This window comes from Cutibacterium sp. LaCa_255 (genome assembly GCF_057458005.1).
On record NZ_CP190956.1, the window covers coordinates 2231580 to 2257894 of the forward strand.

Sequence of the window (26315 nt, forward strand, 5' to 3'; positions counted from 1 at the left end):
TATCTCGTTCCCCTGATCATGTTTCCCCTTGCCGGATGGTCTCTCGGTGTCGCCAGAGGAAACATCCCCCCAGATGATCGTTCACTCGTCCCAAAAATGAGTTTTGAAGCAGTGGCTGCGCTAGACGGTATGGGTGACCCCGATCTGGGGTGAAGCTCTGGCAGGCCGGGGCCTCTCCGCGCAACGATTCGTGGGTTGCCGGACAGGGGCGGCCTGTCTGGCCTTTCCGACATACGTGGGAGGCCCCGGTTGTTTACCGAGCGTACGAGTGTTGGCCTGGATGTGCATGCCCGCTCCGTGGTGGCGCATGCGATGGACGTCCAGACCGGAGAAATCTTCAAAGCCAGACTCTGCCCCGACCCCGTGGAGGTGACGGCCTGAATCAAGGCGCTGCCCGGCCCGTCGGCGGCGATCTACGAGGCTGGCCCGACGGGCTATGGTCTGGCCAGAACCCTGCTGTCACACGACATCCGAACCGTTGTCGCGGCCCCGTCCAAGCTCCAGCGGCCTTCCGGTTCGCGGGTGAAGACTGATGCGATCGACGCCGAACACCTGTCGACGTTGTTGCGGCTGGATGCGTTCACCGCAGTCACCGTCCCCGACGAGCTCACCGAAGCAGCACGCGACCTGGTGAGGGCCCGTGAGGACTGCCGCTCCGATCTGATGCGGGCCAGGCACCGCCTCTCGAAACTCCTGCTGCGACACGGGATCGTCTACTCCGGCGGGCAGGCCTGGAGCAACGCGCATGACGCCTGGCTGCGCAGGCAACGCTTCGACTCCCCGCTGGTCCAGGCCGCCTTCGACGAGGCCTACGACTCCGTGATCACGATCACGGCCCGCCGTGACCGTCTCGATGAACGCATCGAAGCCATGGCCGAGAACAGTCAATACACCGATGCCGTCCGCAGGCTCGTATGCCTGCGCGGCATCTCGACGCTGACCGGGTTCGGACTGGCGGTCGAGATCGGCGACTGGAGCAGGTTCACCGGCAACTCGATCGGCTCGTTCGTCGGCCTGATTCCGTCGGAGAACTCATCGGGCCAGTCCCGCTCACAAGGGCCGATCACCAAGACCGGCAACAGCCACGCGCGCCGACTCCTGGTCGAGGCTGCCTGGCATCACCAGCACCGCTACGTCCCCGGCAAGACCATCCGCGACCGCTGGGACCTCGCCTCCCCGGCCGCCCGGGCCCGCGGAGACCTGGGCAACCGACGCCTCAACCACCGCTGGAACCAGTTCAAGAAACGCAAGAAGCGCCCCATCGTCGCCAACGCCGCCATCGCCCGCGAACTCGCCGGCTGGTGCTGGTCCCTGGCCGTCCTCGAGGAATAGCCCCTCGAGGCCCACAAACTTGGCCCGAAGCCAGGTCCCCGAGGGGTGACGCAGCGACCGGAACGACCCGCGAAACACCTATGAGCAGCCGTCATCAACGATGCCGGCGACGCTCGATGCTAGACAGGCGTGACGTTCCGAGCCGAAAGCACCGTCCTGCGGTAACCAACCCGCGAATATCAGACTGACATCGCCGTCGACAAACACGCGAAACCCCTCGTCAACACCACTTCGGGTCAACAAAGGATGAGGCGCCACCAAGCATCCAGCCTGGTGGCGCCTCATCCTGCCCTCTTGACAAAACCTGCACCCATATCAGGTGTACTGACCGGGGACGTTGGTCAACCGGGTGATCGGCGGGTGGTTCTCGCAGGCTGAGTGGGGTCGGTGGTGATTGTAGTAGTGGATCCAACTGGCCAGGGCGTCGCGGCGTTCTTGTTCGCTGGTGTAGCAGCGGGCGTAGGCCCAGCCGTCAGCCAGGGTGCGATGGAACCGTTCGATCTTGCCATTCGTTTGAGGCCTGTAGGGGCGGGTCTTCTTCACCGTGATGGAGAGCTGATCACAAACCTGGGCCCACAGGTGTGACGTGTAGGCCGACCCATTGTCGGACAAGACTCGTTCGATCCGCACGCCTCGATCAGCGAACCAGTTGACCGCCCGGACCAGCACGCCGGTGGCAGTCAGGGCGGTTTCGTCGTCGTGGACCTCGGCGTAGGCGACGCGGCTATGGTCGTCGATCACGGAGTGGACGAACGCGTAGCCCATCTTCGGGTTGTGGTGTCTGTTCTTCGGTTTGCCGGGGGTTGCTGCGCGGTTGCGGTCGCCCTGCTGGCGGCCCACGAACCGCCACCCACCACCATCAGGAATGTTGCCCAGCTTCTTGACGTCGACGTGGACCAGACTGCCGGGATGGTCGTGCTCGTGGCGACGCACTGGTTCCCCAGTGGCCCGATCGACATGAGAAAGCCGGTTCAGCTGACAGGCTGTGAGGATACGGCCCGCCGTTGAGGGGGCGATACCGAGTCGGGCAGCGAGCTGGACAGGTCCTTCCCGCAGCCGAAGACGCAGACTCACACAGCGTTTCACCACTGGCAGTGGTGTCGCGTTCGGGCTGTGATGGGGCCGAGAAGAACGATCCTGCATCGACTCGCCAGCGCGATAACGATCCACCCAGCGTTTGACGGTCGGCCACGAACACTGGAACCGGGCAGCGACCTCGGCAATCGGGACGTGATTGTCAACGACGAGCTGAGCAACCCGCAAACGAGCGCGTGGAGTCAGAGCTGCGTTAGCGTGGGACACAAGAGGGCCTTTCTGGCAGTGGATATCTTCGCAAGTCCCACTCAACCAGCAAGGCCCTCCCCTACGTCACACGCCCGGATCACAATCCTTCAACCAACCTCCCCGGTCAGTACCGGCTAGCAGGCTCTGTGGCCATATGGTGCTGGCTCACCGCAATTCTCAGTGTCCTTTTGTTCTTCGGAGCATGACATGGGATGAACAAGTCCATGCCACTTGAAGCTTCCCTCGTTGTCAGGCCCACTAAGGTGGGCCCATGGCAGAACTCTTCCCCGACCGCGACGAGAACATTCGTCCCGGCGATGACCTGTACCAGCACGTCAACGGCGCCTGGGAGCGTGTGACTGAGATCCCCTCGGATCAGGCGAGCACCGGATCGTTCCGGGTGCTGCGTGACAATTCCGAGGCTGCCGTCCACAGCATCCTCGAAGAACTCACCTCCGGTGCCGCTCACGAGTTGCGGCAGGCGGCCAGCGAGTCAACCGACCACGAGGTCGAGCTCTTGGCCGAGCTGTACCACCGCTTCATGGACGCCGATGCGGTTGAGGATGCCGGCACCGGACCCCTGGCCCCGATCCTGGCACGCATCGACCGCGTGACGACGACGTCCGAGTTCATGACATTGCTGGGCCAGCATTACCGCGAGTCTCTCGGTGCCCTGTTCTACCTCGCCGAGGAATCGGACCCCGCCGACCCCACGCGCTACGTGCCGTGGATGGGTCAGGCTGGGCTCGGCCTGCCCGACGAGGCCTATTACCGTGACGACGACAAGGCCGAAATCCGCGCGGCCTATCAGAGCCACATTGCCCGAATGCTGACCCTGGCCGGGCTGGATGACGCCAACGATCAGGCACAGATCATCCTGGATCTTGAAACCGAGATCGCGTCTCACCACTGGGATCAGGTCCGCTGCCGAGATATGAGGGCAGCCTTTAATCCCAAGTCCTTTCACGAGCTGTCGAAGGCCCATCCAGGCCTCCATCTGGACCTGTGGCGAGAGGGTGCGCGCATCCCGCAGACCGTCCTGGCTACCGTCATCGACAATCAGCCGTCGTTCTTCGACGAGGTCGAACCGATGCTGACCGATGAGCGCCTGGACCAATGGAAGTCGTGGGCTCGTTGGCATGTCATCTCGTCCTTGGCCCCGTACCTCACCTCGGCCTTCGTCAACGAGAACTTCACCTTTTACGGTCGCATCCTCAACGGCACCCCTGCGCTCAAGGCGCGGTGGAAGCGTGGTGTGTCCTTCGTCGAGTCAACGATGGGCGAGGCCATCGGCAAGCTGTACGTGGCCCGGCACTTCCCGCCAGCAGCCAAGGAGCGGATGGACGACCTCGTCGCCAATCTTCTGGCGGCGTACCGTCAGTCCATCTCGACGCTGACATGGATGAGCGAAACGACCAGAGCTGAGGCCCTCGCCAAGCTTTCGGCTTTCCGTCCGAAGATTGGGTACCCCACGCGCTGGCGCGACTTCTCGAGTTTCCAGTTGCCCGACGGTGGTTTGGTTGACGCCGCCTTGGCCTGCAGCTCATTCCAGCTCGATCACACCATCGAGAAGCTCTCGCGCCCCATGGATCCTGACGAATGGCTGATGTTCCCCCAGACGGTCAATGCCTATTACCACCCATTGCGCAATGAGATCGTCTTCCCGGCGGCCATCCTGCAACCGCCATTCTTCGACGTCGAGGCTGACGACGCCGTCAACTATGGCGGGATCGGTTCGGTCATCGGCCACGAGATCGGTCATGGTTTCGACGATCAGGGCTCGACGTGTGATGGCAAGGGTCTGTTGCGTGACTGGTGGACGATCGACGATCGCGCGGCCTTCAAGGAGCGCACCAAGGGTCTCATCGCCCAGTACAACGAGCTGATCCCACGCAACTCGGCCCCGACGGCCCGCACGTCAACGGCGAGTTGACCATCGGAGAGAACATCGGGGACCTTGGCGGGGCTGGAATCGCCTTCAAAGCCCTCCAGATTTCCTTTGCGGGAGCCGAACCCGAACCGATTGAAGGCCTGCCGTGGCAGCAGCGGTTCTTCTTGTCTTACGCTCGAATTTGGCGCGAAAAACAGCGCAATGAGTCCCTGCGCACCCAGATTGCTACCGACCCCCACTCGCCCACCGAGTTCCGCTGCAACCAGACCGTCCGCAACATCGACGCCTTCCACGAAGCCTTCGGTGTGACCGAAGATGACCCGATGTGGCTGCCTCCCGAGAAGCGAGTCACCATCTGGTGATGACGATGCCCCCGAGTTCCACGAACCCGGGGGCATTCTTCACTGCTCACGCAGCAGCTCACAGGGCTTGTGTGACCTCACTGAGGCAATGGTGCGGGCAGGCACCCAACGGCCAGCCCGGGCCGAATCGTCGGACGGGAAGGTCTTGATCACCATGACCAGTTCCCTGAGTACCTCAGCAGGTACGCCGATTCGACACTGCACTTGTCCTTGACCGGCTTTCCATTGCGAATGAGCGCCGGGCCAAGGTCCTTCCTCGGGCATAGCGCATCCGTGAGACGGTCGCCAATGCGCTGCACCTGGGAGCGAGACAATGCGGAGACGGTATCGGTTGCCGACAAAGCCATTGCGATGGTCGTACTCGGGCCGTTGTACGTGTCGACATGGCGCAAGTACCCGTCCGAGATCGCCTGCCACCCCGATTTCTCGATCTCCGCAGCATTGCCGAACAGGTCGGCATTGGCCAACGCCTGCATCGCCCAACGAGCCTCCTCGGAAGACGTCGTGTAGTCGGTCACCGTGACCTTCCACGGCGTGAGACACAACCCGTCATTGGACAGCCCGATCTCCCGCCTCATCGTCGCGATGGGCAAGTCCGTCGTCACTGTCTTTCTGGTGATGCAGCCCTTCGGCAGGCGGGTACGTTTGTCGACCTCCGATTTCTGCTCGTCGGACAACGCGTTGAGGGTCTTCAGGGATGACGCCGCCATGAGTTGGCTGACGTGGGCCTGCCGACTGTCTCCACCATTCACCAGATAGGGGCGCAAAGCCGCAACCAGATGATCATGGGCGTAGCCGTCGTCGTCAGGTAGATCATGACCGTCAATGAGCCGGAGGTACTCATACGTACTCTTGAGCGTCCCATTGACTGACGAATTCGCGGGCTCGCGAATGAGGGAGTTGGAGGGGCTGAACACCGTCCCGAGACTGTCGACAACGGGCGCCTGCGCGTCATCGTGCCGCGAACACGCAGCAGGCAGAAGAAGCAAGACGGCCGCTATCCCCGCCAAGAATCGTCGAAAAGGCATACTGCGTACAATATGACGCAATCGGCTCACCCCGACGACGTCCTGCCCATGGTCGGGAGGGCATGCGGCATCAATGGCCGCGTACCTCTATCGCCTCGACCATCGCAAGGGCTCGACGCGCCGTGTCGACGTGCAGGTTCTCGATCATCCGTCCCCGGTAGGTGACGACCCCGGAACCGTTGCCGTTCTCCCAGGCGTCGATGATGCCGCGGGCCTCTTCGACCTCGTCAGCGTCGGGGGCGAAGACCTCATTGGCCGGGGCCACCTGACCGGGGTGTATCAGCGTCTTGCCGTCGAACCCCATGAGCTGGGCCTCACGACACTGGGCAGTGAATCCATCAACGTCGCGCACATCGTTGTACACCCCGTCGAGGATGACGACACCGGCCGCCCGAGCAGCCAACAGGCACATCTGCAGGGCTGCCGTCACCGGGGCGCGACCAGGAACATGGGATGCGCGCAATTCCTTGGTGAGGTCATTGGTGCCCATGATGAGCACCGTCAGGCGGTCGGAGGCTTCTGCGATTTCCGCGCAATCCAGCACGGCCCGCGGGGTCTCGATCATGGCCCACAGCTTGATGTCCTCGCCGGCTCCGGCGGCCTCCATGTCGGCGACGATGGAACGAACCTGCTCGGCCGAGCCGACCTTGGGGACGGCGATGGCGTCAGGACCGGCGGCAACGGCAGCCTTGATGTCGTTGTGGTACCACTCGGTGTCCATCCCGTTGACGCGGATGGCGACCTCCCGGTATCCGTAGGGACGGCCCTCGACGACCTCGGCGGCACGCTCCCGGGCCTCGACCTTGAGGTCGGGGGCCACGGCGTCCTCCAGGTCAATGATGATGCCGTCGCAATCAATAACGCGGGCCTTCTCCAAGGCCCTGGCGTTGGCGCCGGGCATGAACAGAACGGATCGACGGGGACGCAGTGCACTATCCATGTGCCCCATCCTGCCGCACACACCACGGATATGGCGCGTCGGGGCAGCAGGTTCAGATCGGAATCGGCCCCATGTCGACCGGGCCGGGAACGCCCCTCAGCGACGACGCAACAGGTAGGTGTCGAAGACCCACCCCAGACGCTCCTCGGCGTCGGCGCGAGTCGCGAGGATCTCGTCTCGGACCTCGGCCAGGTCACCACTGATGAGGATCTCGTCAGGGGTACCGATGTATGCCGCCCAGTAGATGTCGATACCGGTCGGGTCGATGAGGCTGAAGGTCTGGCGACCGTCCAGCATGACGACGACGTCGTCGACCCCCTCAGGCATCCCGTCGGCCAGCAGGCGGGCAGGGGAGATCTGCAGTGGGCGCCCCTGACGGTTGAGCGGGATCTGATGACGCGAGGCCAGGGACAGGGAGCTGGAGATCCCGGGAATGACGTTGAGTTCGACGGGTACTCCCCCGTCGGCGTCAACCGCTGCGATGAGCTTCTTGACGATGGCCAGGGTCGACTCGAACAGGCCCGGGTCTCCCCACACCAGGAATCCACCCCACTGACCATCAGCAAGGTTGTCCGCGACGGCGTGGGTCCACTGGTCGAGTCGCTGGCGACGCCACAGGGCGACAGCTTCCTTGTAATTCTCGGCGGTCTTCCAGGGACGCGGCGGGTCCTGCAGCTCGACGATCCGCAGGCCGTCGGTGTCGGCCTGCGGACGGTGACGGCGCAATACCTGACGTCGGAACTCGACGAGGTCGTCGACATCATGTTCCTTGAGGACGACGAAGAGGACGTCGAGGTGCTGGATGGCGTCAACGGCGGCCAGGGTCAACCAGTCCGGGTTGCCGGGGCCGATGCCGATGAGGTCGAGATGACGGGACACGATGCCTCCTGGGATTGGCGGTTTCGGACGTGGCCTCTGTCAGGACGAACGGGACACGACCTCGTCGCAGAGGGCCATGAGGGCCTGTTTGGCATCCCCTTCAGGAAGCGGGGCCAGGTGGGTACGAGCGCGATCGGCGCGACGCTGGATCTCGGCACGAGCCTCCTCGACGACGTGGTTGGCGCGCAGCTTCTCGAGCACGTCGGCCAGCACCGCGTCGTCGGACAGGTCGGCGTCGAGCATCTTCTTGAGCTCGTCGTCGGACGGATCACCAGAGGAACGCAACATGAGGGTCGGCAGGGTCGGAACCTTCTCGCGCAGATCAGTGCCCGGCGTCTTGCCGGTCGCCGTCGAGGTGATGTCGATGAGGTCGTCAGCGAGCTGGAAGACCTCGCCGATGTCCTCGCCGAACCGTTCCAGGGCGGCGACGATCTCCGGTGAGGCATGGGAGACCATGCCACCGAATACCGCGGACGCAGCGATGAGGGAGCCGGTCTTGTCGGCCACGACCTGGAGATAGTGGGCCAGCGGGTCCTCGTCCTCGGAGGGTCCACGGGTCTCGGCGATCTGACCCTGCACCAGGCGGGAGAAGGTCCGGGCCTGCAGGCGGACGAAGTCGACGCCCAGTTCGGCCACTGCCAGGGAGGCGCGGGAGAAGAGGTAGTCGCCGACCATGATGGCCACGGAGTTGCCCCAGCGCAGGTTGGCAGAGGGGGCACCGCGGCGCTTGGAGGCCTCGTCCATGACGTCGTCGTGGTAGAGGGAGGCGACGTGGGTCAGCTCCATGACGACGGCAGCACGAACCAGATCCGCATCGTCGACCTCGTCACCGAACTGAGAGCACAGCACCACCAGCAGTGGACGGAATCGCTTGCCGCCGGCGGAAATGATGTGGTTGGCCGCCTCGGTGACGAAAGGCGTGTCGGCGCCGGCCTGGCGACCCAGCTCATCCTCGATGAGGGCAAGTTTGGCGGTCACCAGATCGGTGAACTCGCTGCTGGCGCTGTACGACACAGTTCTCCTCTTCCGACCGGGCGTGTGCTCGGTGCTCGTCCGGCCGTCGTCTCTCCGTGACACGACCGTGTTCCACATTACTGGTTAGACGGGCCTCGCGTCTTTCCGGGATGCGGTTGGGATGGCCCACAGGTGTGACCAGGCCGGAGTCGCAACCCTTCTGAACAGCGACCCCGACCTCATGAACAACTCAGCGCAGGAAGGTACTCGCCTGGTTGAACAGGTCAATGATCGGCTGCGGGGCAACACCCATGACGATGGTGAAGACCGCGCAAATGATCAGCGTGATCCACCCGGCGATGGACGGCTCTGCGACCTCGACGGGATCGTTCTCATCCTTCGGGTTGCGGAAGAAGACCACGGCGATGATGCGCAGGTAGAAGGCCGCCGCTACGAGGGAGAAGAGCACTCCGAGGAGCACCAGCCAGGCATATCCGCCACGCCATCCGGCCAGGAAGACCACCAGCTTGCCAGTGAAGCCGGCCGTCAGTGGGATGCCGGCGAAGCTCAGCACGAAGATGACGACGAGAACACCGAACCACGGGTGTTTGCGACCGAGACCAGCCCACGAGTCGATCTCTGTCGACTCGCCACCGGCACGCCGCACCATGAGGATGAGGAGCCAGAAACCGATCGAGGACAGACCGTAGGCCGTCATGTAGACCAGCACCGAGGAGACCGAACCGGTATGACCCGGGGTCATACCAGTCTGGATCGTCCAGGCACCGACGACGCCCACCAGCACGAAGCCAGCGTGAGCGATCGCGGAGTAGGCCAGCAGACGCTTCATGTCAGTCTGGGCCAGACCGACGACCGCGCCGACAGCCATGGACGCCACGGCGACCACTGCGAGGATGATCTGCCAGTCCCATCTCATGGCGCCCAGACCGACGTAGAGCACACGCATCAGACCGACGAGGGCGACGAGCTTGGTCGCCACCGCCATCCAGCCGCTGACCGGGGTCGGGGCTCCGGTGTAGACGTCAGGAGTCCAGGAGGCAAACGGAACAGCGCCCACCTTGAACAGCAGTCCGACGGCGACCAGCACCATGCCGGCGATGATGAGCCTTGACGAGCCCACCTGGGTGACGCCGACCGCGGCGATGGCGCCCAGCTTGAAGCTGCCTGCGCAGCCGTACAGCAGGACGATGCCGTAGAGGAACAGGGCCGAGGACAGTGCGCCCAGCAGGAAGTACTTCAGTGCGGCTTCCTGGGACAGGAGCCGACGACGACGAGACATCCCCGACAGCAGGTACAGCGGCAGGGAGAAGATCTCCAGGGCGACGAACATCATGATGAGGTCGTCGGAGGCGGCGAAGCACATCATGCCCAGCACCGCGAACATCAGCAGCGGGTAGACCTCGGTGTGCTCGCGATGCTCCTGCTCGGCCTTGGCCTCCAGCGGAGATCCGGGCACCGACGAGGCGCTCGCCACGAAGGCCGTCTGGGTACCACCCACTCGCTCGGCGAAGAGCACCACGGCACCGAGGCTCGTGACGAGCAGGACCATCCAGGTGGCCAGGGTCGGACCGTCGAGGGCCAGGGTTCCCTGACCGGCAACGATCCGGGTGCCCTTGGCGATCGTGGTCAGCGTCGAAGCGATGGCCACGGCGAGGGCGGCTACCGTCAGGATGATCTGGGTCGGACGGCGACCGGAGCGAGGCACGAAGGCCTCCACCAACACTGCCAGGCAGGCGCCAGCCATCAGAGCGAAGACCGGCATCAGCGGTCCGTACTCGATGTGCGGGGCCACGACGTCAAGGGGCGCGAGACACCCGAGCGCGGGAATCAACAGGACGGGATTCACTTGAGGCCCTCCTTGACGACGGGTGCCGGATCGGTGGCGTGAACCTGGGTCATGGTCGCGGTGGCTGCCGGTTCAATGGCGTGCAACATCGGCCGTGGGAAGAAGCCGAACACCAGCAGCAGGATGATGAGCGGTGCGAGCACCAGCTTCTCCCGACCATTGAGGTCGCTGACCTTCTCGGAAACTCCCTGCACGGGACCGGTCATGGTGCGTCGGTAGGTCACCAGGACGTAGACGGCAGCCAGCACCATGCCGATGGTGGAGACGGCGACGTAGATCGGGTGACGCGCCCAGGCTCCTGCCAGGGCCATGAATTCGCTGACGAAGTTCCCGGTGCCCGGCAGCGACAGGGTGGCCAGCCCGGCGAAGAGGAAGGTTCCCGCGAGCACCGGGGCGACCTTCTGGACGCCACCGTAGGCGTCGACCTTCGCCGTCCTGCCGCGACGTACCAGGAATCCGAGCACCAGGAACAGTGCCGCGGTGGAGAAGCCATGGTTGAACATGTAGAAGATCGAGCCGGTGATCGAGGTTGTCGTCAGGGCGAAGATGCCGATGACCATGAAGCCGAAGTGGCTCACAGAGATGTAGGAGACGAACCTCATGAGGTCGCTCGAGGTGGCGGCCATCATGGCACCCCACAGCACCGAGATGATCGCCAGGGTGAGCACGAACGGGGTGGCCCAGTCGGAGGCGGCCGGGAACAGGCCCAAGCACAGCCTCAGCATTCCGAAGGTGCCGATCTTGTCGAGCAGACCGACGAGCAGGGCGGACGTTCCGGCGGTCGCCTGTTCGGCGGTGTCAGGCAGCCAGGTGTGCACCGGAACCATCGGGGCCTTGATCGCGAAGGCGATGAAGAAGCCGACGAACAGCTCCTTTCCGATGGCCCCGGAGAAGTTCACCTTGGCCAGGTCGCTCAGCAGGAAGGAACCACCGTGGACACCGACGCCGATGACAGCGAACAGCATCACCAGGCCACCGGCCAGGGAGTACAGCAGGAACTTCATGGCGGCACGGCCTCGTCGCGGACCTCCCCATCCGGCGATGAGGAAGTACATCGGGATGAGGGTGGCCTCGAACATGAGGTAGAACAGCAGGACGTCGGTGGCGGCGAAACAGTAGATCGCCAGCCCCTCGAGCATGAGGGCCAGGCCGAAGAAAGCGCCGGTCGACCAACGCGCCTTACCTTCGTCGCCCACGTGCCACTCGGCGAGCAGCACCACTGGGACGAGGATGACGACCAGCAGGATCATCGTCAGAGACAGCCCGTCGCCACCCAGGGCGTACCAGGCGCCGATGGCGCGAATCCAGCGGTGGGTCTCCGACAGATCAGTGCCGTTGACCCCGCGGATGAAGGCGTAGACACCCAGCACCAGAGTGACCAGGGAAAACACCATGCCGGTGGTTCGGGCCGCGGCTCCGCGCATCATCATGGTGATGATGCCGCCGACGATCGGCAGCAGGGCGATCACGGTGAGGATCGGGAAAGACATGTCAGCTCCTCCTGCGCTCAGGCCATCCGGCCCAGGACGACGACGAGTCCGACGACCAGCACGCCGACGACCATCATGAGGCCGTAGCTACGTACATAACCGTTCTGGACCTTGCGGACGATCTGGGAGCAGGCCGTGGTCACCGAGCCTGCGCCGTTGACCAGACCGTCAACGACCGCACGGTCGAAGCCCTCGACCCCACCGGCCAGCCAGCGCCCCGGCTTCACGACGACGACGTCGTTGACATCGTCGCCGTAGAAATCGTGACGACCAGCGATGAGCAGCGGATCGTGGGTGGCGGGTTCCTCGCTCGGCACGTCGTGACGGTTGAGCAGCCAACCGGCCAAGATGCCGAGGATCACCACGACGAGGGTGATAATGCCGATCATGCCCATGTGCCACATGCCGACGTGCTCGACCTCAGCACCGGTGGCCGGGGCCAGCCAGTCACCGATCCAGTTGTTCATCAAGGCACCTGCGAAGATCGACAGGATGGCCAACACGATGAGCGGGATCGTCATGACGGCCGGGGACTCGTGCGGGTGGACGTCCTCACGCCACCGCTTGGATCCCAGGAAGGTCAGCACCATGAGGCGAGTCATGTAGTAGGCGGTGATGCCGGCACCGATGAGGGCCAGCACACCGAAGACCGCGCCCTTGTCGAAGGCGGCCTCGATGATGTGGTCCTTGGAGAAGTAGCCCGAGGTGCCGGGGATGCCGATGATGGCAAGGTAACCGCAGGCGAAGGTCCAGAAGGTGACGGGCATGACCTTCGACAGTGCACCGAAGTGGTACATGTCGGTGTCGTCGCCCGTACCGTGCATCACCGAGCCGGCTCCCAGGAACATGTTGGCCTTGAAGAAGCCGTGGGTGATGAGGTGGAAGATCGCCAGGGCGGCGCCGGCCGGGCCGAGGCCCGCGGCCAGCATCATGTAGCCGATCTGGCTCATCGTCGATCCGGCGAGGACCTTCTTGATGTCCTTCTTGGACGAACCGATCCAGGCGCCGAACAGCAGGGTGACGGTACCGACGATCGCGACGGCCAGCGAGGCTGCTCCTGTTTCGGCGTAAATGGCGTGGGACCGCACGACAAGGTAGACGCCGGCAGTGACCATCGTCGCGGCGTGGATGAGGGCCGAGACCGGGGTCGGCCCCTCCATGGCGTCGAGCAGCCAGGCCTGCAGCGGGACCTGGGCCGACTTGCCGCAGGCGGCCAGCAGCAGCATGAAGCCGAGCAGGGTGGCCCAGGTTGACGTCAGCCCGGAGGCCTTGTCCGAGACGTCGGCGAAACGCACGCTGCCGAACTGGGCGAGCATGGTAAAGATCGCCATCGTCAGACCGAGGTCGCCGATGCGATTCATGATGAAGGCCTTGTTACCTGCGCGAGCGGCGGCCGGACGACCGAACCAGAAGCCGATGAGCAGGTAGGAGGCCAGACCGACGCCCTCCCAGCCGACGAACAGGATGAGGTAGTTGTCGGCCAGCACCAGCGTCAGCATCGCGGCGATGAAGAGGTTGAGGTAGGCGAAGAAACGACGTCGATCGGTGTCGTGGGCCATGTATCCGATCGCGTAGATGTGGATCAGGGAGCCCACGAAGGTGATGAGAAGGACGAACAGGATAGAGAGCTGATCGACCAGTAGGCCAACCCTCAGATCCCACGATCCGACGTCGATGAACTGGTAGACCCCCACCTCGACAGCACGGGACGCGGCATCGCGGCCCAGCAGGTCGATGAAGAGGACCAACCCGATGACGAAGGAGACGATCGGGGCCACGGTGGCCAACAGATGTCCCCAGACGTCGCTGCGGCGTCCGAGCACCAGCAGCAGTGCGGAGACGACCAGCGGCACCGCGATCATGAGCCAGGCCACGTTGAACAGGCCGGTTTCCAGGACAGTCACGGTACCTCCCTCAGAACTTCAGCAGGTTGGTGTCGTCCACCGAAGTGGTGCGACGGGAACGGAAAATGGTGACGATGATCGCCAGACCGACGACCACCTCGGCAGCCGCCACGATCATCACGAAGAACGCCCCGACCTGTCCGTCGAGGGAACCGTGGACGTGGGAGAAGGTCACCAGTGCGAGGTTCGCGGCGTTGAGCATCAGCTCCACCGACATGAAGGCCACCAGGGCATTACGCCTCGTCAGGAAGCCCAGGATGCCGATGGCGAAGAGAATCGCCGAGAGCACCAGGTAGTCATTCGGGTTCATTCGAGTTCTCCTTGCGCCTCGTGGCGGGCAGCACTGATCGAGGCGAAGGCCCGATGGGTCGGAGCCTTCAACTCGCCGGCGTCGATAATGGCGCCGCGGGTGGCCAACGTTCCCGAGATCGAATCCTGGGCGACCGTGCCGTCAGGCAGCAGGGCCGGAGCACCGATCTGGTTGGTGCGGGCGTACACACCGGAGTTCGGACGAACGCCGGGGTGAGCACCGTGCTCGGCGTAGGCCGCCATACGGTCGGTGACCCGCTCACGCTGGGACTTCTTCTTGTCGGCCTCGCCGTGGGCCAGCACCATGGTGCCGACGGCAGCGGTGATGAGCAGGGCCGAGGTGGCCTCGAAAACGATCACATACTTGGTGAACACCAGCTCTGCGATGGACTTGACGTTGTCACCGCCGGCGGCATTGGCCTCTCGCAGGCCGATCGACTGATCGGTGCCGATCACGCCGGTCGTCACAGCGTTGCCGACGGCCAGGATGAGCAGCACCAGGAAGGCCAGCGCGGCGATGATGGCCGCCACCTTGTGTCCCTTGAGGGTCTCCTTGAGGGAATCGGTGGAGTCGACGCCGACGAGCATGACGACGAAGAGGAAGAGCATCAGGATGGCACCGGTGTAGACGATGATCTGCACCACGAAGAGGAATGGCGCCTCCTGACTGGCGTACTGAACGGCCAGACAGATCATGACGACGGCCAAGGACAGGGCCGAGTGAACGGGCTTCTTGGCGAAGACCATGACCAGGGCTGCGAGCACCATGATCGGGGCCAACAACCAGAATGCCCACTGGGAAGCCGTCACCATCGGGACGAGTCCACTCGAGGGAGCGGTGAGCAGGGAAACAGTCATCGGGCTGCCCCCTCGTCGTTGCGCTGGGTCTGATGGGCGCCGGTGGGCGGGCCGGTCCGCACGTCGTCCTGACCGGAGGGAGGCAAACCGTTGAAGTAGTCGTCCTCGTCGTCGCCGAGTCGGCGCGGATGCGGCGGCTGCTCCATACCCTCCTTGAGGGGTGCCAGCAGCTCGTCCTTGGTCCAGATGTGCTTGGCGCGGGTGGTGTCGGCCAACTTGAAGTCGTTGGTCATCGTCAGCGCACGAGTCGGGCAGGCCTCGATACACATCCCGCACAGGATGCATCGCAGGTAGTTGATCTCATAGACGCGGCCGTAGCGCTCCCCGGGGGAGTAACGCTCCTCGTCGGTGTTGTCGGCCCCCTCGACGTAGATGGCGTCAGCCGGGCAGGCCCACGCGCACAGCTCGCAACCCACGCACTTCTCGAGCCCGTCGGGCCAGCGGTTGAGCTGATGACGACCGTGCATGCGCGGCGGCATCGGCTTCTCCTTGCCCTTCTCCGGGTATCCCTGGGTGAAGGGCTTGCGGAACATCGTCTCGAAGGTGATCCCAAATCCGGACCAGGCTCCCATCACAGACCTCCGTTCTCGTCGTGGTCTCGTCGCGCCACCGTGGTGGCCGTTGTGGCCCCGGCCAACGGGGCCTGGACCTGGTGTGGCAATGGCGGCACCGGATATCCGCCCGCGAAGGCGTCGAAGGGTTCGTCAGTGGCCACCTCGGGTCCGGACTCGTCCTTGCCTCCCATGAACGCCCAGATGAGCAGGGCGACGACGATGAGGCCGACGATGACCATGAAGATCGGGTTGCGGCCCCAGCCCTGGTTGAGAACGGTGCGCCACGCGGCGACCAGCAGAACCCATCCCAGGGACACCGGGATGAGGACCTTCCAGCCCAGATCCATGAAGTGGTCGTACCGGAACCTCGGGATGGCGGCCCGCACCCACACGAAGAAGAAGATGACGAGCTGGGTCTTGAGGAAGAACCACAGCAGGCCCCACCATCCGGAGTCGATGGCACCGAGGTAGTTGAGCGGCCACGGAGCGCGATAGCCCCCCAGGAAGAGGGTGGTGCAGACGGCCGACAGGGTAGCCATGTTGATGTACTCCGCCAGGAAGTACATGCCGTAGGGGAATCCGGAGTACTCGGTGATGTAACCACTGACGAGCTCCGACTCGCATTCTGGCAGGTCGAAGGGCAGACGATTGGACTCACCGAACATCGTGATGACGTAGATGATGAAGCTCGGGATGAGCAGGAGCCAGTAGTGCCCGGCGATGTGGGTGTCGAATCCGCCGATGACCAGGTGGCTGGCCTGGGACTCGACGATCCCGGAGGTCGACATGGACCCCGAGAAGATGAACACCGTCACCAGGGACAGGCCCATGGCGACCTCGTAGGAGATCATCTGGGCACTGGAGCGCAACGAACCGAGCAAGGAATAGGTACCTGCCGACGACCACCCGGCCAGCACCACACCGTAGATGCCGATGGACGCCACCGCGAGGATGAAGAGCACGGCGACCGGCACGTCGGTGATCTGCAGCCTGGTGGTGTGACCAAACATCGACACCTCACCACCGAGCGGGATGACGGACCAGGACGCAAAGCAGGCAATGCCTGCGATCACCGGCGCCAGATTGAAGACGATCTTGTCGGCACCCTTCGGGGTGAGCATCTCCTTGAAGATGAGCTTCAAACCGTCACCAACGGCCTGGAACACACCACCAGCCCACGCCGAGTTCATGATCGGGCCGATGCGGTTCTGCATCTTGGCCAGCACCCGGCGCTCGAACCACACGTTGAAGATGGTCCAGGCCAACAGGATCACGAAGAGGATGACGACCTTGACGATGATGAGCCACACCGGGTCGATGGTGGCCTCGAGGGGACTCATGCCACACCTGCCTCTCGATTGGACGGAGTCTCGGATTCAACGGCACTCAGCGAGACGAAGGTTCCGGGAGCGTCTGGGACGGTGGTGCGGCTCTGCGGAGAGGTCGAGCCGCCACGCAACGACGGGATCCACACCGCCTCGGCCGACATCGTCGCGTCGATCTTGACCGGGAGTCGCAGGCTGATGGGCCCGGCGACGTCGATAAGTTGCCCGTCGGTCACGCCGAGCTGATCCGCTGTCAGCGGGTTGACGACGACGACGGGAGCCGGTGCGGTCGCCACCAAGGCATCGGCGCCCGTGAGGCTCGCCGATCCCTCCAGCAGCTGACGCCATGTCTCCAGCACGCGACCGACGGATCCCGGCTCGACCGTGGGTGCCTGCGGCACGACCGGGGAAGTCGACTCCATCTTCGGGTGCCCGCCCTGCCACTGACCGAGATCTCGCCAGGCCTTGTGGGCCTGGGCGACGGTGGCGAGTCCGGAGACCGATCCCAGCTGCGAGCTCAGGGCGTCGAGGACGCGGATCTCGTTCATCGGGGTAGCAGCCTGCTTGTTGACCACGCGCACCCGACCGGGGCGATGCTCCCAGTCGAGGAAGGTTCCCGAGGTTTCCTCCAGCAGGCAGACCGGCAGGACCACGTCGGCCCTCTCGGCCACCTCGGAGAACCGCTGCTCCAGGGAGACCACGAAACCACAGTTCTCGACGGCCTCGCGGGCTCCTGCCGGATCGGGCATGTCCGCCAGCTCCACCCCCGAGACGACGAGGGCCGAGAGCTTGCCGGCGCGGGCAGCGGCCAGCATGCCGGCGGTGTCGAGGCCGGGCTTGGTCGGCAGGTTGTCGACTCCCCACGCGGCAGCGATGTCCACGCGAGCCTCAGCGTCGTCAACGAGACGTCCGCCCGGAAGCAGTTGCGGCAGCAGACCGGCCTCGATCGCGCCGATCTCACCGGCACGACGAGGCACCCAGGCGACCCGGACTCTCGAGTCGAGGGAGGCGATGGCAGAGAGCGTTCCGGGCCGGGTGGCGGCCCTCTCCCCCACCAGCACGATGGTTCCCTCGCCGATCGTGCCGTCGGAGACCAGCTGCTCCACGGCCTGGGGCTCCTGACCGGGCAAGCAACGGGCCAACTCGGCCCCCATCTTCGCCGAGCCATTGGACAAGTGGGTTCCGACTGCGGTGATGGCGACCTTCTTACGGCGCCACGCCTTGCGCAGTCGTAAGAAGATCATCGGGCACTCGTCCTCAGGCTCAAGATTCACCAGGACAACCCGCGACGCCTTCTCGAGGTCGGCGTAGGTCACCGACTCCGCGAGGCTGCGTCCGGCGACCGTGGCGGCCAGGAAGGAGGCCTCCTCGGCGGAGTGCGGACGAGAACGGAAGTCGACGTTGTTGGTACCGAGCACGACACGCGCGAACCGCGACCAAGACAGGCAGGTCTCCACCGGGAGACGTCCACCGGTGAGGACGCCGACGCTGGTGCCGGCCTTCTCGAGTCCGGCAGCTGCCGTCTGCAGGGCCTCGGCCCAGGACACCTTCTCGAGGATTCCGTTGTGTCGAACCAGCGGGGTCGTCACCCGGTCGTCGCCACGGCCATAGCGGAAGGCGAAGCGGCCCTTGTCACAGTTCCACTCCTCGTTGACCTCGGGCAGGTTGCCGGCATTGCGACGCTTGACCTCGTAGTGACGGTGGTCGGTGCGCAGCTGACAACCGGCGGCGCAGTGCTCACAGGTCGTCACCGTCGAGACGAGGTCGAAGGGGCGGGAACGGAAGCGGTACTCGGCGCTGGTGAGGGCTCCCACCGGGCAGATCTGGATGACGTTGCCCGAGAAGTAGGAGTTGAAGTCGTCGCCCTCGTAGGCCCCGATCTGGGAAACAGCCCCGCGCTCCTGCAGGTTGATGAAGGGATCTCCTGCGATCTGGTCGGCGAACCGGGTGCAGCGCTGGCACAGCACGCACCGCTCGCGGTCCAGCAGCACCTGGGCCGAGATGTTGATCGGCTTGGGGTAGGTGCGCTTGATTCCGCCATAACGGGACTCACCACGTCCGTTGGCCATGGCCTGGTTCTGCAGCGGGCACTCGCCGCCCTTGTCACAGATGGGGCAGTCCAGCGGGTGATTGATGAGAAGGAACTCCAGCATCCCCTCCTGGGCCTTGCGGGCCATCTCGGAGCTGACCTGGGTCTTGACGATCATTCCCTCGGCCACCGGCATGGTGCACGACGGCTGCGGCTTGGGGAAACCACGACCATTTCCGGCGTCGGGAATCTCGACGAGGCACTCGCGGCAGGCACCCGCAGGGTCGAGCAGCGGATGGTCGCAGAACCTGGGGATGGCGGTGCCGATGGACTCGGCTGCACGGATAATGAGAGTTCCTTTGGGGACGCTCACCTGCTGACCGTCGATGGTGCAGGTGACGAGTTCGACGGGCTTGTTCTCGCTCATGCTCCGGCCCCCTCCAGGACTCGGCGATCGGCGTCGGTGAAGATCGAGCTGCGCTCGTAGGGCAGGTACTGCCAGGCGGGAATGCCACGGCAACCGGCCTCGAACTCTTCGCGGAAGTGGCCGATGGCTCCTCGCAGACAGCCCACGGCACCGTCGGCCAGAGCGCAGAAGGAACGACCGCCAATGTTGTCGGCGATGTCCATCAGCTTGTCGACGTCACCCTCCTGACCCTCCCCGGCCTCGATGCGACGCAGCATCTGGACGACCCACCAGGTTCCCTCACGGCACGGGGTGCACTTGCCGCAGGACTCGTGCTTGTAGAACTCCAGCCATCGCAGCGTGACACGAACCACCGAGGTCGTCTCGTCGAAACACTGCAGGGCCTTGGTGCCCAGCATCGACTTGGCCCCCATCATTCCCTCGTAGTCGAGCGGGGTGTCGAGATCGTCGGGGGTGAGGAGCGGGGTCGAGGAACCACCGGGGGTGAAGAACTTCAGCTCGTGGCCCTCGCGCATGCCACCGGAGATCTCGAGCAGCTGACGCAGGGTGATCCCCATGGGGGCCTCGTACTGGCCGGGATGGGCCAGGTGTCCCGACAGGGAGTAAATGGTGAAACCGTCGGACTTCTCGGTGCCCATCGACTTGAACCATTCCTTGCCGTTGCGCAGGACCGACGGCACCGTCGAGATCGACTCGACGTTGTTGATGACCGTCGGGCTGGCGTACAGACCGGCGACAGCGGGGAATGGCGGACGCAGACGGGGCTGACCACGGCGTCCCTCCAAGGAGTCCAGCAGGGCCGTCTCCTCGCCACAGATGTAGGCTCCGGCACCGGCATGGACGACGACGTCGAGGTCATAACCGGAACCAAGGATGTTCTTGCCGATGTATCCGGCCGAGTAGGCCTCGCGCACCGCCTGCTGAACGCGTCGGATGACGTGCAGCACCTCGCCACGGATGTAGATGAAGGCCACCTTCGCCTTGATGGCGTAGGCGGCGATGATGACTCCCTCGACAAGGGTGTGCGGGGAGGCCATCATGAGCGGCATGTCCTTGCAGGTGCCCGGCTCGGACTCGTCACCGTTGACGACCAGGTAGGTCGGGTTCGGGTTGTCCTTGGGCACGAAGGACCACTTCATGCCGGTGGGGAATCCAGCGCCACCACGGCCACGCAAGTTGGCGTCCTTGACCAGCGAGACGACTTCGTCAGGCTGCATCGTCAAGGCCTTGCGAAGTCCGGCGTAGCCTCCCTGACGCTCATAGTTGAGCAGCTTCCAGCTGCGCTCGTCGTCCCAGTTGGCCGACAGGACCGGGGTCAGTGGATCGGTCACTTCTTCTCCTCCTCCACGGGCTCAGCAGGAACGGGCAGGTCGTTCGGGTCCGGAGCCTTCCAGCCGTTCTGCTTGGCCAGTCGCACACCCCGCAGGGACGCCTCACCAGCACTGGGGCCCTCATCAGCCCGACCGTCGGGGAAGCCGGCGAGCACTCGCTCGGCCTCACGCCAACTGGTGATCCTCGCACCGCGGGTGGAGTGAACCTCCTCGTCGCGGGCCAGCGCGTCGAGGATCTCCTCGGCGCGGATCGGGGTCATGTTGTCCATGTACTCCCAGTTGACCATCATGATCGGGGCGAAGTCGCAGGCGGCGTTGCACTCCACACGCTCGAGGGAGAACTTGCCGTCAGGGGTCGTCTCCCCCTCCTTGATGCCGAGCTTCTTCTCGACCCGGGCGAGCACCTCCTCGCCGCCCATGACGGCGCACAGCGCTGTGGTGCAGACACCGATGTGGTGCTGTCCGGCCGGATGCTTCTTGTACATGGTGTAGAAAGTCGCCACCCCGGAGACCTGGGCGGTGGTGATGCCCAGTACCTCAGCTGCGGTCTCGATGCCGACCGGGGAGACACGTCCATCCACCGACTGCACCAGGTGCAGGATCGGCAACAGGGCCGAACGGGGATCGGGGTACCGCGAGGCAATCTGGCGCATGTCCTCGATGGTGTGCTCATTGATGTTGGTGGAACGGTCGGACTGGTCGACTCCGCCGGTCCCCGAGAAGTCGGAGTGGAAGGACTCGACGTAGGGGTATCCCAGGTTGACGGGTTCGCGATCGCTCATCGGTCGACTCCTCCCATGACGGGGTCCAGGGATGCCAGGGACGGCACCACGTCGGAAAGCATCCCGCCCTCACACATGGCGGGCAGGGACTGCACGTTGATGAATCCGGGGTCGCGCAGGTGGGAGCGGTACGGCCGCACCCCGCCGTCCGAAACGAGATGGCAGCCAAGCTCACCGCCAGCACCCTCGATGGCCTGGTAAACCTGACCGGCAGGCACCCGAAATCCCTCGGTGACGATCTTGAAGTGGTGAATGAGGGCCTCCATCGACTCGCCCATGATGTGGCGAATGTGCTCGTTGGAGTTGCCCTGACCGTCGGGGCCCAGGGCCAGCTCTGCCGGCCACGCGATGTGCGGGTCCTCCACCATGTGACGGTCGCCCTGGGTGTCCTCGAGACGCTTGAGGCACTGCTTGAGGATGCGCACCGACTGGTCCATCTCCTCGAGACGAATACGGAAACGACCGTAGCAGTCGCAGGTGTCCCACGTGGCGACGTCGAAGTCGTAGGTGTCGTAGTCACAGTAGGGCTGGGTCTTGCGCAGATCCCACGGCAGGCCGGTGGCTCGCAGGGCCGGCCCCGTCACGCCGAGGGCCATGCAGGTGGACAGGTCGGCGTAACCGATGTCCGTGGTACGAGCCTTGAAGATCGGGTTCTCGTTGCAGAACAGGCCGATCTCGGGGAGGTACTTCTCCATGCGCTTGATGAGGTCACGCAGCTGGTCCAGCCCGGTCTCAGGCAGGTCACTGGCGACGCCACCAGGACGAATCCAGGCGTTGTTCATGCGCAGACCGGTGACGGCCTGGTTGAACTCCAGGATGATCTCGCGCTCCCTCAAGCCGACCTCGGCCACCGAGGAGGCGCCGAGCTCCAGGCCGCCGGTACCCACCGCGATGAGGTGGGAGGAGATGCGGTTGAGCTCGGTGATCATGACGCGGAGGACCTTGGCCCGCTCCGGGATGTCGTCGGTGACACCCAGCAGCTTCTCGACAGCCAGGCAGTACGCCAGCTCATTGAAGAAGTTCGCGACGTAGTTGCATCGCGTCATGAAGGCCACACCCTGGGTCCAGGTGCGGAACTCCATGTTCTTCTCGATACCGGTGTGGAGGAATCCGATACCGACGCGAAGGTCGGTCACCGACTCACCATCGAGCTCGATGATGAGTCTCATGACGCCGTGGGTGGACGGGTGGGACGGTCCGAAGTTCACGACGACGGTCTCGTCGCCCCTCTCGGCAGCCTCGTCGACGATCTGGGCCCAGTCGCCGCCCTGGGACAAGTACTCGTGGTTCTCGCTCATCAGTTGTAGCTCCTGCGCTGGTCCGGCGGTGGCACGACAGCACCCTTGTACTCGATCGGGATGCCGCCGAGCGGGTAGTCCTTGCGCTGCGGGTGGCCGACCCAGTCGTCGGGCATCAGGATGCGGGTGAGGGCCGGGTGGCCGTCGAAGATGACTCCGAACATGTCCCAGGCCTCACGTTCCTGGAAGTCCACGTGCGGGTAGACCGACACGATGCTGGGAACGTGGGGCAGGGAGTCGACGTCGCTGTGACCGGTTCGTGCCACGTCCTCCTGGCCGGGATCAGCCAGTGCGACCTCGAGGCGGATGCGACGGTTGTGGGTCATCGACAGCAGGTCGTAGACGACGTGCATCTCACGACCCTCCATGTGCGGATAGTGCACACAGGTCAGACAGGAACAGCTCTCGAAGCGCAGGGCCGCGTCGTCACGCAGCACCTTGGCGAGCTCCAGCAACTTCTCGGGACGGACGAAGAAGGTGATCTCGCCGCGATCGACGAGGGTCAGGCCGTCCGAGAAGTCCGGGACCAGCTCCTCCATCCGATCAGCGACCTCGTCGAACCAGCCACCGTAGGGACGCTCGGAACTGCCGGGCATCTCGACGGTGCGGACGATACCGCCATAACCGGAGGTATCACCCGGCCCGGAGGTTGCCCCCCACATGCCCTTACGGGTGTCGATGCGACGATCCTCCTGGGTCCACTGAGTGCCCTTGGCCGGGGTATGGGCCTGGTCAGGATTGCTGGCATCGAGGAAGTTGCGGCCGTCGGGAATACGGTCCCCGGAGTCCGAGCCGCCAGCGGCACCGCGCGGAGTCGGCTTATCACTCATCGCATGAGCCCCTTCTGCTCGAGGGTGGTCGGGGCCTCGAGGGCCCGCTTCTCCTTGGTCGCCTCGACCTCGGACATGTGACCCATCAGCGGCCAGTGCTGGATCTGCTCACGGATCTTGAACACGGCATCAATGAGCATGTCCGGGCTGGGCGGGCAGCCTGGCAGGTAGACGTCAACCGGGACGATGTGGTCACAGCCCTGAACGACGGCGTAGTTGTTGAAGATGCCACCAGAGGAGGCGCAGGCGCCCATCGAGATGACCCACTTGGGCTCGGGCATCTGGTCGTAGAGCTGACGAACCACCGGAGCCATCTTCTGGCTCACGCGACCCGAGACGATCATGAGATCAGCCTGACGGGGAGAGGCACGAAACACCTCGTGGCCCCAGCGGGCGGCGTCGGCACGCGGGCCGCCATAGGAGATCATCTCGATGGCGCAGCAGGCCAGGCCCATCGTCAGGGGCCAGAAGGAGGTCTTGCGCAGCCATCCGACGATGGCCTCCATCGAGGTCATCACGATTCCAGCTGGGACATCGGCGTCGTACTCAGCCATCTCGTGCGTCCTTCCTTTCAGACGTTGACTGACGCGGCAGCGGGTCGCTCGAACGTTGATTGGGCGCGGCCCGCGAGCCGCGACGGGAGATCAGGTCCAGTCCAGGCCGCCACGGCGGCGAATGTAGAGGTAAGGGATGAACACCATCGCGACGAACAGCACCATCTCGACCAGGGCGAAGACGCCGAGATGGTTGAAATCGACGGCCCACGGGTAGAGGAACATGATGTCGATGTCGAAGACGATGTAGAGCATTGCGACGACGAAGAACTTGACGGGGAACTTTCCGCCACCAGCTGGTTGTGGCGTTGGCTCGATGCCGCACTCGTAGATTTCGTGCTTGGCGCGGTTGGGTCGCTTCACCGCAAGAAGGACGTTGACTGCGATCGTCGCGAGCACGAAGACCGCACCCAGGATGATCATCCCCACCAGGGGGGCGTATCCGTTCATCTCACCACCTTTGGTCAGCACCGTTGGCTCAGACCTTACGACGCCCATCTGGCGGTCGGGTACTTTGGGTAACCTAAGTTCTGATAATGCGTCGCCAGACGGCATCAGCGGCCACTGAGCTCACACTGACGGGGCAATCCTCGTCAGAACGTTAATGATACGGTCATCAAGGTCTCCGCCCTTGGAATCTGTGAGATTCGCCAACAATTTGTTGACGAACTTCATAATTCGACGACGCGGAAGGCCATAGGTCGTGCAGATCTTCATGACCCGCGGGTCACCGATAAGCCGGACGAAGACCGTCCCGAGTCGGTAGTAGCCGCCGAAGTGCTCCTGCAGGGCGCGCGGATACCCCTGCAGCGCCTTCTCGGCGGCCGGTGTGCCGTGACCCCGGTAATGAGCCTCGGCAATGGCGTCAGCGGCCATTTCTCCAGCCTCCATGGCGTAGTCGATGCCCTCACCGTTGAAGGGATTGACCATGCCGCCTGCGTCACCCACCAGCAACAGACCATTGAGATAGTGCGGCTGACGATTGAAGGCCATCGGCAGCGCCGCGCCCCGGATCGGCCCCTCACGGTGCTCCTCGGCGAGGGTCCACTCGGCGGGCATGTGGGACAGCCAGCGCTTCATGAGGGAGCGGTAGTCGGTGTGGCCGAAAGCATCAGAAGAATTGAGCATTCCCAGACCGATGTTGACTGTTCCGTCACCCTCGGGGAACGCCCAGCCATATCCAGGCAGCAAGTCTGACTCGTGCGGAGCGCCGTCCCACAATTCCAGCCAGCTCTCCAGGTTGCGCGCCTCGGACAGCGGGGAGCGGTAGTAGGCGCGCACCGCCACACCCATCGGACGGTCATCACGCTTGTGAAGTCCCATGGCCAGGCCGAGGCGGGAGGAATTGCCGTCAGCTGCGACGACGACGGGTGCCGAGTACACCCTGCCGTCGGCAGTCCGGACGCCGCGAATACGGCCATCGGGGGCAAGAATCGGCTCGGTGACGTTGGCTCCTTCGACGAGGGTGACGCCCTGGGACTCGGCGTGGCGGGCTAGCCGCTCGTCGAGAACGGTGCGACGGCAGACCATGCCGAAGTTCGGGTAATCGGCGAGTTCGGGCCAGGGAAGGACGAAGGGGGCGACGCGTCCACCATGGATCCGCAGCCCCTCGGTGTGCTTCCAGCCGGCCTCCTCGGAGACGTCGATCCCCAACCGGATGAGCTGCTTGACGGCACGAGGGGTGAGGCCGTCACCGCAAACCTTGTCGCGTGGGAAAGTCGCCTTCTCCAACAGGGTGACGTGCAGCCCCCTACGAGCAAGGTGCGCAGCTGTGGCCGAGCCACCAGGCCCAGCACCGACGACGACGACGTCGGACTCGATCTGGCTCGTCACGTGGGCCCCTCCTATGAAAACCATGGATATCGTGCCGGGATCCCGGCGATGTGCACCGGCGAGTCTAGACGGTGTGACTCGTGGGAAACTCCGGCCGGGGCCCGAATCCCACACCCTTCTCCACGCCGCAAACAGTAAACACCCCCGACCCGCCGTGGACAGCGCCTACCACACAGCACGCGCTCGGTTATCCTGCGAAGGTGATCCTCAATCCAGGTTCCACGCGTCTACGCGCCCGCACCGTCTCGATTCCG

21 protein-coding genes and 1 pseudogene are annotated in these 26315 nt (G+C 64.3%); 2 read left to right on the forward strand and 20 right to left on the reverse strand.

The genetic code is table 11. From position 1 onward, the window contains the following. The first annotated feature begins 411 nt into the window (after positions 1–411). Positions 412–1332, forward strand: a complete 921-nt coding sequence (locus tag ACP8ML_RS10195; RefSeq protein WP_486703072.1) for an IS110 family RNA-guided transposase — start codon at positions 412–414, stop codon at positions 1330–1332. A gap of 315 nt (positions 1333–1647) precedes the next feature. Here ACP8ML_RS10195 and ACP8ML_RS10200 read toward each other — a convergent pair whose 3' ends face one another. After that, complete coding sequence (locus tag ACP8ML_RS10200; protein WP_117189397.1) at positions 1648–2634, reverse strand: IS481 family transposase; 987 nt, start codon at positions 2632–2634, stop codon at positions 1648–1650. A 253-nt stretch (positions 2635–2887) separates the two neighbouring features. On the opposite strand from ACP8ML_RS10200, the pseudogene ACP8ML_RS10205 reads away from it, so the two are divergent. Then, positions 2888–4869: pseudogene (locus ACP8ML_RS10205) on the forward strand (M13 family metallopeptidase). Between the two features lie 149 nt (positions 4870–5018). Here the strand turns inward: ACP8ML_RS10205 and ACP8ML_RS10210 are convergent. From ACP8ML_RS10210 to ACP8ML_RS10300, 19 genes are all read right to left on the reverse strand, one after another. After that, on the reverse strand, positions 5019–5897 hold the full coding sequence (locus tag ACP8ML_RS10210) for a hypothetical protein (RefSeq protein WP_065673475.1): 879 nt from the start codon (positions 5895–5897) through the stop codon (positions 5019–5021). Between the two features lie 70 nt (positions 5898–5967). Further along, positions 5968–6837 (reverse strand): HpcH/HpaI aldolase/citrate lyase family protein, encoded by an 870-nt coding sequence (locus ACP8ML_RS10215; RefSeq protein WP_256998370.1) that lies wholly within the window; start codon positions 6835–6837, stop codon positions 5968–5970. A 96-nt stretch (positions 6838–6933) separates the two neighbouring features. Continuing rightward, positions 6934–7716, reverse strand: coding sequence for a precorrin-6A synthase (deacetylating) (gene cobF / locus ACP8ML_RS10220; protein ID WP_065673476.1), 783 nt, complete (start codon positions 7714–7716; stop codon positions 6934–6936). Between the two features lie 39 nt (positions 7717–7755). Further along, positions 7756–8730, reverse strand: coding sequence for a polyprenyl synthetase family protein (locus tag ACP8ML_RS10225; protein ID WP_065673477.1), 975 nt, complete (start codon positions 8728–8730; stop codon positions 7756–7758). Positions 8731–8920: 190 nt separating this feature from the next. Next, the gene (gene nuoN, locus ACP8ML_RS10230) at positions 8921–10537 is read right to left on the reverse strand and encodes an NADH-quinone oxidoreductase subunit NuoN (RefSeq protein WP_065673478.1); all 1617 of its coding nucleotides are present in this window, start codon (positions 10535–10537) and stop codon (positions 8921–8923) included. Next, complete coding sequence (locus ACP8ML_RS10235) at positions 10534–12027, reverse strand: NADH-quinone oxidoreductase subunit M (RefSeq protein WP_117189399.1); 1494 nt, start codon at positions 12025–12027, stop codon at positions 10534–10536. Before ACP8ML_RS10235 ends, nuoN begins: the two co-directional genes overlap by 4 nt. Positions 12028–12044: 17 nt before the next feature. Next, positions 12045–13931: an NADH-quinone oxidoreductase subunit L gene (gene nuoL / locus ACP8ML_RS10240; RefSeq protein ID WP_065673480.1), complete on the reverse strand. Its 1887-nt coding sequence runs from the start codon at positions 13929–13931 to the stop codon at positions 12045–12047. Between the two features lie 10 nt (positions 13932–13941). Then, on the reverse strand, positions 13942–14241 hold the full coding sequence (nuoK, locus tag ACP8ML_RS10245) for an NADH-quinone oxidoreductase subunit NuoK (protein WP_003866464.1): 300 nt from the start codon (positions 14239–14241) through the stop codon (positions 13942–13944). Continuing rightward, a complete protein-coding gene (locus tag ACP8ML_RS10250) occupies positions 14238–15098 on the reverse strand; it encodes an NADH-quinone oxidoreductase subunit J (protein ID WP_065673481.1) in 861 nt (286 codons plus the stop codon). Before ACP8ML_RS10250 ends, nuoK begins: the two co-directional genes overlap by 4 nt. Further along, entirely contained in the window at positions 15095–15670 is a 576-nt protein-coding gene (gene nuoI / locus ACP8ML_RS10255) for an NADH-quinone oxidoreductase subunit NuoI (RefSeq protein WP_249361276.1), read from the reverse strand. The genes ACP8ML_RS10250 and nuoI overlap by 4 nt, the downstream gene beginning before the upstream one ends. After that, positions 15670–16992, reverse strand: coding sequence for an NADH-quinone oxidoreductase subunit NuoH (nuoH, locus tag ACP8ML_RS10260; RefSeq protein ID WP_065673483.1), 1323 nt, complete (start codon positions 16990–16992; stop codon positions 15670–15672). The genes nuoI and nuoH overlap by 1 nt, the downstream gene beginning before the upstream one ends. Further along, positions 16989–19433 (reverse strand): NADH-quinone oxidoreductase subunit G, encoded by a 2445-nt coding sequence (locus tag ACP8ML_RS10265; RefSeq protein ID WP_065673484.1) that lies wholly within the window; start codon positions 19431–19433, stop codon positions 16989–16991. The genes nuoH and ACP8ML_RS10265 overlap by 4 nt, the downstream gene beginning before the upstream one ends. After that, entirely contained in the window at positions 19430–20764 is a 1335-nt protein-coding gene (gene nuoF, locus ACP8ML_RS10270) for an NADH-quinone oxidoreductase subunit NuoF (protein WP_004809125.1), read from the reverse strand. Before nuoF ends, ACP8ML_RS10265 begins: the two co-directional genes overlap by 4 nt. Beyond that, positions 20761–21546 (reverse strand): NADH-quinone oxidoreductase subunit NuoE, encoded by a 786-nt coding sequence (nuoE, locus tag ACP8ML_RS10275; protein ID WP_065673485.1) that lies wholly within the window; start codon positions 21544–21546, stop codon positions 20761–20763. Before nuoE ends, nuoF begins: the two co-directional genes overlap by 4 nt. Continuing rightward, the gene (locus tag ACP8ML_RS10280) at positions 21543–22844 is read right to left on the reverse strand and encodes an NADH-quinone oxidoreductase subunit D (RefSeq protein WP_016666149.1); all 1302 of its coding nucleotides are present in this window, start codon (positions 22842–22844) and stop codon (positions 21543–21545) included. The genes nuoE and ACP8ML_RS10280 overlap by 4 nt, the downstream gene beginning before the upstream one ends. Then, positions 22844–23674, reverse strand: coding sequence for an NADH-quinone oxidoreductase subunit C (locus ACP8ML_RS10285; RefSeq protein WP_065673486.1), 831 nt, complete (start codon positions 23672–23674; stop codon positions 22844–22846). Before ACP8ML_RS10285 ends, ACP8ML_RS10280 begins: the two co-directional genes overlap by 1 nt. Beyond that, a complete protein-coding gene (locus ACP8ML_RS10290) occupies positions 23671–24228 on the reverse strand; it encodes a NuoB/complex I 20 kDa subunit family protein (protein WP_004809129.1) in 558 nt (185 codons plus the stop codon). The genes ACP8ML_RS10285 and ACP8ML_RS10290 overlap by 4 nt, the downstream gene beginning before the upstream one ends. Before the next feature lie 90 nt (positions 24229–24318). After that, entirely contained in the window at positions 24319–24678 is a 360-nt protein-coding gene (locus ACP8ML_RS10295; protein ID WP_015582128.1) for an NADH-quinone oxidoreductase subunit A, read from the reverse strand. Positions 24679–24798: 120 nt separating this feature from the next. Then, the gene (locus ACP8ML_RS10300; RefSeq protein WP_117189447.1) at positions 24799–26076 is read right to left on the reverse strand and encodes a geranylgeranyl reductase family protein; all 1278 of its coding nucleotides are present in this window, start codon (positions 26074–26076) and stop codon (positions 24799–24801) included. Positions 26077–26315 lie beyond the last annotated feature (239 nt).